At 64.5% G+C, this 12,235-nt stretch carries 10 protein-coding genes; 6 read left to right on the top strand and 4 right to left on the bottom strand.

Going from position 1 to position 12,235, the window contains the following annotated elements:
- From ACT3UQ_RS16045 to ACT3UQ_RS16035, 3 genes are all read right to left on the bottom strand, one after another.
- Nucleotides 1–1,334: alanine racemase (locus ACT3UQ_RS16045; RefSeq protein ID WP_444637524.1), on the bottom strand; the 1,334-nt coding region annotated here is incomplete at its 3' end.
- Complete coding sequence (locus ACT3UQ_RS16040; RefSeq protein WP_444637523.1) at nt 1,334–2,965, bottom strand: FAD/NAD(P)-binding protein; 1,632 nt, start codon at nt 2,963–2,965, stop codon at nt 1,334–1,336. The genes ACT3UQ_RS16040 and ACT3UQ_RS16045, both read right to left, overlap by 1 nt.
- Nucleotides 2,962–3,960, bottom strand: coding sequence for a pyridoxal-phosphate dependent enzyme (locus ACT3UQ_RS16035; RefSeq protein ID WP_444637522.1), 999 nt, complete (start codon nt 3,958–3,960; stop codon nt 2,962–2,964). Before ACT3UQ_RS16035 ends, ACT3UQ_RS16040 begins: the two co-directional genes overlap by 4 nt.
- A 346-nt stretch (nt 3,961–4,306) precedes the next feature.
- Here ACT3UQ_RS16035 and ACT3UQ_RS16030 point away from each other — a divergent pair, with 346 nt between their 5' ends.
- Genes ACT3UQ_RS16030 through ACT3UQ_RS16015 form a run of 4 tightly spaced genes read left to right on the top strand, consistent with a single transcriptional unit; the run spans nt 4,307 to nt 9,078 of the window.
- Nucleotides 4,307–5,044 carry an ATP-binding cassette domain-containing protein gene (locus ACT3UQ_RS16030; protein WP_444637521.1) on the top strand — a complete coding sequence of 246 codons (738 nt, stop codon included), beginning with the start codon at nt 4,307–4,309 and terminating at the stop codon, nt 5,042–5,044.
- Nucleotides 5,041–5,727 carry an ATP-binding cassette domain-containing protein gene (locus ACT3UQ_RS16025; RefSeq protein WP_444637520.1) on the top strand — a complete coding sequence of 229 codons (687 nt, stop codon included), beginning with the start codon at nt 5,041–5,043 and terminating at the stop codon, nt 5,725–5,727. The genes ACT3UQ_RS16030 and ACT3UQ_RS16025 overlap by 4 nt, the downstream gene beginning before the upstream one ends.
- Before the next feature lie 18 nt (nt 5,728–5,745).
- A complete protein-coding gene (locus tag ACT3UQ_RS16020; protein ID WP_444637519.1) occupies nt 5,746–7,266 on the top strand; it encodes an ABC transporter substrate-binding protein in 1,521 nt (506 codons plus the stop codon).
- A gap of 12 nt (nt 7,267–7,278) precedes the next feature.
- Nucleotides 7,279–9,078: an ABC transporter permease subunit gene (locus ACT3UQ_RS16015; RefSeq protein WP_444637518.1), complete on the top strand. Its 1,800-nt coding sequence runs from the start codon at nt 7,279–7,281 to the stop codon at nt 9,076–9,078.
- 28 nt (nt 9,079–9,106) lie between these two features.
- On the opposite strand, the gene ACT3UQ_RS16010 is transcribed toward ACT3UQ_RS16015, so the two are convergent.
- Nucleotides 9,107–9,751: an arsenate-mycothiol transferase ArsC gene (locus ACT3UQ_RS16010; protein WP_096288403.1), complete on the bottom strand. Its 645-nt coding sequence runs from the start codon at nt 9,749–9,751 to the stop codon at nt 9,107–9,109.
- Between the two features lie 464 nt (nt 9,752–10,215).
- Between ACT3UQ_RS16010 and ACT3UQ_RS16005 the strand changes: the two genes are divergently transcribed.
- Entirely contained in the window at nt 10,216–11,448 is a 1,233-nt protein-coding gene (locus ACT3UQ_RS16005; RefSeq protein WP_444637517.1) for an MFS transporter, read from the top strand.
- Nucleotides 11,449–11,556: 108 nt separating this feature from the next.
- Nucleotides 11,557–12,222 (top strand): histidine phosphatase family protein, encoded by a 666-nt coding sequence (locus ACT3UQ_RS16000; RefSeq protein ID WP_096288464.1) that lies wholly within the window; start codon nt 11,557–11,559, stop codon nt 12,220–12,222.
- Nucleotides 12,223–12,235 lie beyond the last annotated feature (13 nt).

The following is a 12,235-nucleotide window of genomic DNA, read 5'->3' as shown; positions in this document are numbered from 1 at the left end:
AATTGATGGGATCCGCTCTCGATGATGTGCATGAGATATCCGCCGGTATTGGGAAAAGCCACGAGGTCCCCGGCGGCCACGCCCTGCGGGAATTCGAATCGACGCCGCAGGATCAGCTCTTCCTCGATGCAATAGGCCCCCACCAAAAACGCGCTGAGCGCGACGCGCTCGCCTCGGGCCGTTCCTGTATGGAGGAGCAAGGGATCCACCAGGAAGTCCGCCGACGTTGAGCGGCATTGCGTTCTGTTCATATGCAGGCCCACTAGCGGGAGCCCATCGCTGCGGGTTTTGACGAAAGCCACCTGGGCAAGCGTCATCCCGCAGCCGTCCAGCAGCGTCCTACCTGGTTCGCAGCGCAGCTGAATGCCGCGTTCTTTGAGCATCTGCGCTACGGATTCATTCCCGCCTTCCGGATGGCTTGCAAGAACTTGATTCAGCCATTCTCCGCGGATCAACTTCTGGTGGTACGGATACACCGAGCCGCTTGGCTCGGCACCCGTGGCGCCCAGCCGGTCGGATTTCCATGTCAAGGATTCATCCCCGGTAGGCAAAGGGGCAAGCTCCTCCCAGAAACCGGTCCACTGCGCGGCATCATCCAGATAGGACATCGGGATCCCGCCGCCCATGTCCACGAATTGCGGGGCATGGCCCAACTCCCGCAACACATCGATGAGCCGCAACGATTCGGCCAACGCCAAGGCCCGCTGCTCTCCGCTGTACCCGTTGAGGTGGAAATGGATGCCGCACACCTCCAAGCCTGCGGTTCGGTCCGCAAAGCCGAGAAAGTCCAGCCACCGCGCGGCTTGGAGCCCGAAACGGGTGGGAGCAATCCTTGGGTTCGTCGAGGCGAGGCGCAGCGCGACCCGAACTCGGCGCCCGGACCGCTCTGCGATATCCAGCAGATCCAGCGTCTCGTCGACATTGTCCAGGCTCAGCACCACGTCGTTGTCCACCGCCAACGTGAGCAGTGCCGGTGACTTGACCGCGGCCGTGACGATCAGCATCTCTGCCGGGATCCCTCGCTTCAGGCACTGGTCGAGTTCGTTGAAACTCGCCACGTCGACCCCGCAACCCTCGGCTGCGGCTTGGTCGATGGCGCCGATCGTCTTGTTTGCCTTGCGCGCCAAATAGATCTGGAAATCGATCCCGTGTTCCTCCGCGGCTTGGCGCAGCTCACCGATATTCCGGCTCATCGGCGCAAAATCGTGGAGGTTCAACGGCGAGCCGTGCTCTTCGATCAATTCTTGGCATAGCACCGGGTCGGCCACGAGCCGTTCCATCCAAGGTTCCAGACGAGCGGTGAGCGGAGCGGTTCCGTGCATCAGTGGTGGCATCAGGGAGCTACTTTCTGGCTTGCGGAGGTAATCTTCGTTGCTATTCGTTGAGCCCAAGCCCGGTATTCCGGGTGCAGGACTCGGTTCAAGGTGTCATGGCCCAGCGTGGGGTCTTCGGTGGGCCTGCCCAGGGCAGCCAGCGACTCGCTCCGTTCGCCTCGGGCGTTCAGGCAGGTGCCGTCGGTGTCCGTCAGCAGCCCGCGTTCTGCGCGGCGGATCTGGATTTCTTGGTTGGCGAGCAGGCTGCCGAACAAGGAATGTGCGGGACGACCCTCCGGTGCCGGGCCGCTGAGCACCCCGGCCGGTGCGGTCACCGCATCGATCACGATTGCCTCTGCAGTTACGGCATCGGCGGATGGCTCTTGCTGGAGTACTCCCGCGTCAAACAGTGCCAAGAGCTTCAATGCGGTGGGTTCGGGAGGTCCGAAAGCCATGCGTTCGAGATTTGCGGCCAGGCGGTTGAACCGCTCGCGGTCCTCGGTACGCCACTGGATTCTCGACAGCGCCGGAACCAACTGCGCATAAAGTCCTGACCAGAGGATGGACCAGATCCATTCGTGGGTGGCAGGATCCACTCCGCGGTTGGCCCGGAGGCTCGCACGCAGCTTTTCGGCGGGAGAATTGATGGCCGACATCGCTTCGGACTGTCCGGCTAGGACGGTGTTGAACAGTTCCGTGGCGGAGGCACTGATGCCGCTTCGCTGCGCGCACTGCCTTGCGCAAGCCAGCAGGATCTGCCACAGCGCATCCAGATCGGCTTCGGGTTGGCCTGCGGCTCTGGTACTTTGCGCTGCGTTCGCCACGCCCCATTGGCGAATATACGTTCGGAAATCATCCAGTACCTCGCGCAGCGGCCCTGGAACGCGCTGCGGTTTGGGGCTCATCGGGATATTGCTACGCGAGGTCATGGTGATGCGTGCAGGTTCTTGCCCACCGGGAAGATAGCGCACCGCGGCGAGCCCGTTGCGGGTGAACTGTTCCCAGCGCCCGCCCCTCCCTTCGGTCAGGGCCAGGACCACGTCATAGGCGGTCAGTGCCGCGCCGCGAATGAGAACTTTGCTTCCCGGCGGCACCTTGCCCATGGCATCGGCTTCGCGTTCAGCCGTCAGTTGCGCCGCGCTGAGCGCCCCGCCAAGCATGCCTTCCGAACGGTATCCGGCGAGCCCGTGCCCGGTCGCGAGCACCACCTCATCGTAGAGTTCGGATCCTTGCTCGGAGAAAACTTCCCACTGCGCTCCCTGGCGCACGATCCCCGTGACCACCGAAGGCCGGTGTGCCAGGTTCAGGCACCCGTCTTCGACGAGCCGCTCGAATTGCTCGCGCAAGTACTCCCCGACCAGGGCTCTCGCGGGGTAGGTGTCCTCCCCTCCAGCGTTTTCGCCGCTAACGGCCCGCCACTGATCGAAGCTCTGCAGACACAGGGTGGAAGACGCATCGATAATGCGGGAATTGACGTTCAGCCGCAGCTCACGCGGCTGGCCGGTATTCCAGACCCTGCCGGCCCCCGGCGGATAAGGATCATAAACGTCAACCCGAACCGGAATTTCCTGAACGCTTGTCAATGCATCGTTGAGTTCAAGCAACGCGAACAGGCACTTCGGGCCGCCGCCAATCATGGCAATGCGGGTCATCGGACCGAAGAATCTTCCAACGACTGCGAGGTATCCAGCTCCGGTTCCTCGCCCAGATTGTCGCGGACCCAGTCATCGTTGTACACGCTTTGCAGGTAGGGCACCCCGGAGTCATGGACCAAGAAGGCGATGCGTGAACCATCCGGAATCTCCGGGAGCAGCTGGTCCATGGCGGAGACAATCGCACCGGTTGACGCTCCGGCGAGAATCCCTTCGCGCCGAGCGAGCCGCCGGCAGCCGCGGACCATCTGGATCTCCGGAATTCGGCACACTCGATCTGGTTCGGATTGGAGGGCCAGCGCCGGGACAATCCCTGCCCCGAGTCCGGGTAGCCGCCGGTTGCCGGAGTCGCCGCCGAAGAGCACCGAACCCAGCGCGTCCACGGCCACCAGCTCGGTGGCCAGGCCATGCTCACGCACGTACTGCTGGCAGCCGAGAAGAGTGCCGGTGGTGCTCGTTGCAACGAAGAGCATGTCCAGGCGCCCGTCCATCGCTTCCATGATTTCAGGCATGGTGGTTGAATAATGCGCCTCGGGGTTATGCGGTGAACCATACTGGTTCGTTGTCACGGCGCCCGGATTGTCGGCGAGCAGCTGCGCTACCCGGCGGCGGCGGGCCGCGAGCTTGTTCCCGTCCGGCGGGTCAAGCACCAGATCAACCTCGGCACCGTAGGCGCGCATGATCTCCAACGCCGACTTATTGGCGTTCTCGTCGACGACGGCCACGAATTTGATCCCGCGCACCACGCACTGCCTGGATAAGGCGATGCCCAGATTTCCGGATGTCGACTCGACGACCATGCCGCCGGCCTGCAGCTGGCCCGATCGCATGAAGGCATCGACCAGGCTACCGGCGGTGCGTTCCTTGGTGCTCCCGGAGAGCTGCAGCAAATCCAGTTTTGCAAAAACCTCAACACGAGGCGTGCCAAAAAGCCTGTCCAGTTTCACCGTTGGTGAGTTGAACGGACTCAAAGTTCCTACACTATCCATGATCATTACTCGCATTCGGGCGGTGACAAATCCTGCTGACAAGTGCTCGGCAAAATGAATGCGGTGTGACCTCCACCGCTACCCAGTTTGGCAAGTCTAAACATGGAAGATCGGAACTGGCTGGCATAACGCACGTTTCAGTGTCGATTTTCGTTTTCGGCTTGCTGCCCACCGCTAAATTCCACGAATACCTGCAGAAACTACGCCTTGCCGAACGGTCCCGGCCCTCTCCTGGATTCACTGAGCGCGTCGCCGGCCGGTCCCCAAGCAATTGATCCGCAGGCAATGCTGCCCGGCGGGCCCACGCAGGATTTGCGCCAATAGTCTAATCTAAGTGATAATCATTCTCATTATGACAGTTAAGAGCACCCTCGCTCAGCACGCCACAGATGGCCACGCGATTGGGCAACAGCCCATCACCCTGCTCGCTGCGCCATCCGACCCACTGATCCGCCTCAAAAACGCCCGCGTGGTCGCTGCAAGAACTCAGCAGTCCCTGCTCGAAATCGATGAGCTTGCGCTGTTCCCCGGCGAGCGCATTGTCGTCACCGGCCCCTCCGGCAGCGGCAAGTCCCTGCTGCTGGCCACGCTCACCGGACGGTGGGCCGCGGGCTTGGCTTTCACCGGCACCCGCACGGCGAATTTCACCCGCATCGGATTCATTCCGCAGCGCGGGCTCGATGCTCTGCACCCGCTTCTCCCGCTGGGGCGGCAGCTGCGCAAGGTCACCGGAAAAAACGCCGGCCAGGTCCACGAGGCACTGAACGCCGTGGGGCTGACCGACCCGGCACTGAGCCAGCGCAGGCCCGCGGAACTATCTGGCGGGCAGGCGCAACGCGCTGCGGTCGCGCTGGCAGTGCTCAGCGATGCTCCGCTGATTCTCGCCGACGAACCGACCAGTGCCCTTGACCACGAATCGCGGGACCAGACCCTGGCCCTGCTTGACCGTGTCATCACCGCTCGGCAGACGCTCGTGGTGGTGACGCACGATCCTGCGGTAGCCACTGCGCTGGCGACTCGTCGACTCGCGCTGGAATCCGGGAAGATCTGCCAGCTCGCCGGGCCCACCATGGAACGAGCACGGCCATGAGCCGGGCCGTACTGGAAGTAGCGCAGGTCAGCGCAACCTACGGGCGCGGCGCCAAGGAGCGGCAGGTGCTCGCTCCGACAACTTTTGAGATTTCGGCCGGTGAATCAATCGCCGTAGTGGGCGCCTCTGGATCCGGAAAAACCACGCTCGCCGAGATGGTCCTCGGGTTGCGCGCACCATCCTCCGGCCAGATCAATGTCCAGGGCCACGAGTGGGCCGCACCGCACAAGCTAGTCTGCGCGCAGCGGCGCCGGCTGGTGCAGGGAGTTCCGCAAGATCCGGCGGCCGCTCTGGTGCCGCGCTGGACGATTCGCCGGTCAATGGCACATGCCATCGAGCGGCTCTTGCCAGGTGAATCCGCCGAGCATCTGATAGCGCAAGCCACCGAGCTCGCGCATTTTGACCCGGCGCTGCTCGGGCGGCGTCCGAGCCAGCTTTCCGGCGGCCAAGCGCAACGTGCGGCCCTTGCCCGGGCCTTGGCCGTGCGCCCGGCGGTGCTCGTGGCCGACGAACCGACCAGCGCCCTGGATCCGCAGACTGCGTGTGCGGTATCCGCCGACCTGCTCGCGACCATAGCCCTTTCGGGTGTGGCGCTGCTTCTCGTAACCCATGACCCCCAGCTTGCCGCGCGGTGTTCGCGCACGGTGCGCATCTGTGCACCCAACCAAAATCGCCTCAATTAGCCAAGGAATAGACAACCTATGATTCGACCACGTTCCAGATCCCTCGCACTGATGCTCTTCCCCCTGGTTGGTGCACTCACGCTCACCGGGTGCTTTTCCACTGCCAGCCCCGGAGAAGCCGCCGCGGACCGCATCTCCGTGGCGCATATGCAGCCGCCGCGTTCCGGGCTCAGCCCGCTCAGCGACGACGCTTTTAAGCTCTCCCGCTGGTCCGCCGCGGAAACCCTGGTCAACCTGGATGATGCCGGTGACGCGGTAGCTGGACTGGCCACCGAGTGGACCCGTGAAGGAGAGCTGATCTGGAACTTCAGCATTCGTGAAGGGGTCAGCTTCCACAACGGGCAGCCGCTGACCGCAGAATCGGTGGTGAACTCGCTGCGCCGCGCGATCAACTCCACCCCGGTACCGCGCATCCTGAACGGCACGCCGCTGAGCGTGGAAGCCCACGGAGAGCAAGGCATTCGCATCACCACCGCAGACCCGGACCCGCTGCTGCCCCAGCGGCTCTCCAGCCCGCAGCTGGCCATCTTTGACGCGGCCGCCTACACGGAATCCGGGGTGAACCCGCTGGGCACGGGAACCGGACCGTTCCAGCTTGTGGCCGTAGACGGCGTCTCCGGAGCCACCCTGGACCGCTTCGATGACTACTGGGGCGAGGCGGCCAAGGCTTCGGGCATCGACGTGAAGTTCGTCCCCGACGGAACCGCCCGTGCCGCGGCGCTGCGCACCGGGGAAGCCGATGTGGTGGAGGCGATCCCGGCGGGGCAGGCCGCTTCGGTGGATCAGGAACTGCTCACCGAAGTGCCGATGCCGCGCACCAATACGCTCTATCTGAATACCGAGCAGGGGCCATTTAAGGATCCGGCCGTGCGCGCCGCGGCACGCGAGGCCATCGACCGCGCCGCCATCGTCGGATCGGTCTATGAGAACCGGGCCGATCTCGCCGACGGCCTCTTGGGCCCGGCCCTGCCCTACGCGGCCGGCTACCGCCAAGATGCCGACTACCAGCAGCTGCTGGCAGGCCGGGCGGAACCGGCCAAGGTGAAGGGCGTGAAGATCAATCTTGGCACCTTCACCGATCGGGCGGAGCTTCCCGAGGTCGCCGTGCTGCTGGAACAGCAGCTGGAAGCCGCCGGGTTCGAGGTGAGCCAAGATGTGCGCGAATACCAGTACATCGAAGCCGATGCCCTCGACGGCAAATTTGACGCATTCATCCTCTCCCGTGCCACCGTGCTGGACTCCGGGGATCCGGTGGCCTACTTCGCCTCGGACTTCAGCTGCGAGGGCGGCTTCGCCATTTCCCAGCTCTGCTCTACGGAAGTTGACCAGGGGATCGAGACCGCCGCGGAAACCGAAGCCGGCAAAGAACGCCAGCACCAGATCATGCTGGCCGAAGCCAGGATTCTGGGCACCGATGCCGCAATTCCGCTGCTGCACGAACGTGTCATCCAGGGCGAAGTTCCTGACCTTCAGGATGCCTCACGGGATCCGCGCGAGCGCCAGCTGATCACCGCCACCACCCGGCTCGGCGCCGAGTAAGGCAACTGCCCGATGAAAAACAGACGTCCCGGCGGGCGGCAAAACAAGCTGCTTTCCCTGGTCTCACGCCTGCTCAGCGGCGTGGTGCTGCTGTTGATTGCCGGCGCCCTGCCTTGGCTCTCGCGTACCGACCCGGCCGCCGCGGTGCTGCGGGCGCGCTACGCAGAACTGGAGCCCACGCCCGAAGCCCTGGCGGCAATCCGTGAGCAGCTGGGGCTCGATGGCGGCCCGCTGGCCTCCAGCCTGCGCTGGTGGTCCGCGGTGCTGCGCGGGGATCTGGGCAATTCCTGGGTCAGCGGGGCCGAAATCGGTCCGGGCGTGTGGCAGGCGGTATCCGTCTCCGCCACGCTCACCGCCTTCGCCATCATCGTTGCGCTGCTCGTCACCAGCTGCCTGATCGCCCCGGCCGCGGTGCGTGCGCTGCGCGGCCTGGAGCACCGCGGTTCAGGGCCGGTCGGCGTCGCGCTGACCGCACTGCCCGAATTCCTGCTGGCAAGCATCCTGCTGGTCATCGTCTCGGTGCAGCTGCGCTGGCTGCCGCCCTACGGCTGGACCGGCCTCGAGACCGCCATCCTCCCGGCCCTTGCCCTTGGCATCCCCGCGGGAGGCCTGCTCGGACGCTTGCTCGCGGATGCGATCTCCGGGGCCGGCGAGGAACCCTGGGTGAACGTCTGGCGTCTGGCCGGAGCCGGCGCCCCGGTCATCCTGTCCGGGGTGCTGCGCCGGGCGGCCGCGACAACCATCGATCAGCTGGGTCTGGTGTTCATCGGCCTGCTCGGCGGCGCGGTGGCCGTGGAACAGGTATTCGCGATTCCCGGACTCGGCCGCTATCTGCTCGGTTCGGCCAATGCCCAGGACATCCCGGCCCTGCAGGCCGGGGTGCTGCTCATGGCGGGGGCCGCGGTGCCCATCGGCACCCTCACCGCGTTGGCCAGGCGCTGGTTGCGCGGCGGACCGCTTCCACCGGGCTCACTGCCTCCGGCGCCCGAGGCGCGCGGCGATGGGCGGATCGCACGCTTCACCGCAATAATTACCTGCTCCGCGCTGCTGGCGATCCTCGCCTTCGGCCTGCCCCGGGACCCCTATGCGATCGAGCACCAGCGGCTGGCCGCGCTGAGCCTCTCCTTGCCCTTCGGCGCGGATTCCAGCGGACGCGATCTGCTTGCGCGGGTTGCCCACGGAACGCTCGGGACGATCACCCCCGCGGTATTGATCGTCTTGTGCGCCATCATCATCGGCCTGCTGCTGGCGGTGCTCGGCGACATCTCCCGCGGCCCGGCAGAAATCGCCAATGCCACGCCGCCGATTCTTGCCGGGGTGATCATTGCGGCGCTGATGGGCCCCTCCGTCGGCGGAGCCGCGCTTGCGGTGCTGTGGGTTACCTGGCCGCCGCTGACCGCGCATGCCGCCTCGCTGATCGACGAGGCGCGGGCCATGGGCCACATCCGCTGGCTTCCGCTGGCCGGGATGTCACGCTTCGAGATCTTCACCCGGCATATTCTTCCCGCAACGCTTCCGGCGCTGCTGCGCCACGGCATGCTGCGCCTTCCCGGCGTTGCCCTAGCGCTTGCCGCGCTCGGCTTCCTGGGTCTCGGCGCGCAGCCGCCCATGCCGGAGTGGGGCCTGCTGCTCGCCGAAGGAATCGGCTACGTGGAGCGTGCCCCGTGGACCACGCTCACCCCGGCGATTGCCTTGGTACTGACCTCCGTATGCGCGGTGGCCGTGGCCGGGATGCGGCGCGCGCCGCAAAAGCCGGTCCGAGCCATGGCCAAGACCGCGGAACCTGCACCGGCAGGCATTTCGGGAGCATAGCGCGATGCGGCCGCGACGGTCCGGCTGCTTAGGAGGATTGGATGCGTTCCCAGAGCTCGGTCACGCGATGCTCAATGTCGGCGTAGATTCCCCTCGCCTCGTCAAGCGTCATATCCTGCGGATCGGCGACGTCCCAGTCCAGGTATTGCTTGCCTGGATAGATGGGACAGGTGTCACCGCACCCCATCGTGATGACATAGTCGGCGGCTCGCACCACGTCATCGGTGAGCGGCTTGGGGAACGCATCTTCCAAGCTAATATTGTGTTCCTTGAGCAGCTCCACCGCCAATGGCTGAATCTCTCCGGCGGGCAACGAGCCCGCGGAGCGGACCTCCACCCGCCCGCCGGATACTTCCGCGAGCAATGCGGCGGCCATCTGCGAACGCCCGGCATTTTGCACGCAAACGAATAATACCTGTGGATTGTCCTTGGCAATGCTGCCCATGGATTGAGCGAGCGCGCGCAGTCTGTCATCGGCGAAGCGGGTGGCAATGGCCGCCAGGTAGGTCCGCACACGTGCGGTACGCCCCAAGGTGGCATACGACTCGAAGACATAGCGTTCTATCATCTCGGGAGTGAACGTGCCCGCGTAGCGTTCGGCTAAATGCTCGGACATCCGGCCCAATACGTGGGTGTCCTTGGTGGGATCGGTGTCGTTCGGTGTCCAAGTCATGTGAACTGCCCTATTCCTTTTTCTCAGCTGGCAACTCATCGCTACGCAGCAACTTTGTGAAGATCGGTGATTTATCCAAGGCGTTTTTGACACCGGCGGCATAAAAAACACCCACGGCAAACTCGTCAGCTCTGGAAGAGCATGGTCCATCTCGCTTAACCATCAACACGTACGTCGCTAGACATCGATGACTATCGATATCTAATCTTCGGCAATACATCGATGATTGTCAATATCCCAGGTTGCCGGTCAATGACGAATTCATTTGGCTCACCACAGGCCGCCGCACACTCCCGACGGCCACCAGGCAGGCGCGTAATGGCGCAATCCGGCCCCGCCTGGCCGTGCACGGTGCAACATCAAGCGTTACAAAGGCGCCTGATGCGGCGGAGCATGAAAGAATCCATGCGTATGTCTCGGATCACGGAACTTTTTGCGCGTGATCCAGCGTGGAAGGACGTGGCATGGCGACAGGACCCACCCCGGCTATCGCGCATCAGCGCACGGATGCGGCCTGGATAACAACGGTCTTTGCGGGCATTATGGCGGCCTTGCATATCTGGAAGCTCCCTTCGGCGCTTCCGGTGCTGCAAGAGGAGCTGCATATCTCGTTGATCCTCTCCGGCGTGCTGCTGGGGGTGGTCCAGGTCGCCGGCATGCTCGGCGGCTTGGCCATGTCGCTACTCGCCGAAATCTATTCTCAGCGAAAAATCATGATCCTCGGCCTGCTCCTGCTCATTCTCGGCTCGGCGCTGGGCTCCTTCTCCCCCAACGCCGGGATGCTGCTGGGCACGCGAATTATCGAGGGGGCCGGGGTGATCATGTGCAGCGTGATGGGCCCCGGCCTGGTGCGCGCCCATGCGCCGCTGCAACGCATGAATTTGGCGGTGGGCTGGTGGGCCGCCTTCATGGGTATCGCCACCTTCTTCGGCGTCTTAGGCACAGCGGTTGCCCTGCGCTTCATCTCCTGGCAGAGCTGGTGGTTCATTCTTGCGGTGCTGACCGTGCTCCCGATCCTGCTGATTCTCAAGTTCGTCTCCGCCTCTGCCCCGGGCGGAGGCACCAGCGCCAAGGAAGCCTTGAGGAAAATCGTGGTGACCGCAGCTTCCGGCCGCATCTGGATCAGCGGCATCATCTTCGGCTGCTACACCGTGCAGTGGATGGCAATCGTCGGATTCTTGCCCACCATTTTCCGTGAAGACGGACTGTCGCCAATCCTCGGCGGGTTATTCTCGGCGGTAGTCGGCGGGCTGAACGCGCTCGGAGCGATTATCACCGGGCTGCTGCTGCACCGCGGAATCGCCGGCAAGAAAATGCTGCTGGCCTCCTTTGCGGTCATGGCCGTGATGGCCCTATTGACCTTCGCGATCGACTACCCGGCATCGCTGGTGCTCGTTCAGGTGCTCTGCGTGGGGCTGTTCTCGCTCTGCGGTGCCGCCGTTCCGGCCACGATGACGCGCTTGGCGGTTGATCTGGCACCGGAGGGCGGCTCGGCCCCGGCCGCCATGGGCCTCATGCAACAGATATTCAATATCGGAAACTTCACCGGGCCGATGCTCGTCGCCTGGCTGGTGGTCCTCACCGGCGGATGGAATTCCACCTGGTGGGTGAGCGCGTTCTTCGGGACGCTGGGCTTGGCGATGGTCATGGTTCTGCTGCCCAAGAACTCGCCGCTGAACTCGATCCAGCACGCCTAGGATACCCACCAGCCGCCGCCATAAATGAGCACCGCCGCTATGACGCCCAAGAGCCTTCAACGCGTGGCGCACTACCCAAGGCATCGCCGCAATGGGCACAATGATCCCATGCGCCTTTTCCTCATTCGCCACGGACAAACACCTTCGAACGTCGGGCACCACCTCGACACGGCGGAACCGGGAGCGCCGCTGACCGAGCTCGGGCAGCAGCAGGCCGAAGCCCTGGTGGCCCTGCTTGGCGAAACCGGCATCGAGGCCATTTACGCCTCGAACCTGGTGCGCACCCAGCAAACTGCGGCTCCGCTGGCCGACGCCCTGGGACTGGAGGTCGCCGTGCGCAGCGGATTGCGTGAGATCTCCGCCGGCGCGCTGGAGATGGCCAACGACCCGCAGTCCGTCCAGACCTACCTGTCCGTCGCCCTCGGATGGGCCGACGGACAGCTGGAAACCCCGATGCCCGGCGGCGGTCCGGACGGCGCATCCGAATTGGCACGCTTCGATGAAGCCGTGGCCGAGGCGGCAGCCTCCGGTGTGCAGACCGCGGCGCTCTTCACCCATGGGGCCATCATCCGCGTCTGGGCCGCAGCCCGGTGCGAGAACCTGGACGCCGCGTTCTCCGCGGAGCATTCGGTATCCAACACCGGGGCCATCATCCTCGAGGGCTCCCCCGGAAATTGGCGCGCGACCCAGTGGCAAGAGCAAGCCATCGGCGGAGCGGATCTGGAAGATCCGGCCACCGACGGCGCGGCCGCGGATACTTTCACCCGAGAATAGGGACCGCTTTCAG

Source organism: Glutamicibacter sp. AOP12-B1-11 (assembly GCF_052379245.1).
Classification (GTDB): domain Bacteria; phylum Actinomycetota; class Actinomycetes; order Actinomycetales; family Micrococcaceae; genus Glutamicibacter.
The sequence above is the reverse complement of the archived record's forward strand: the minus strand, read 5'-3'. Positions and strand labels throughout refer to the sequence as shown.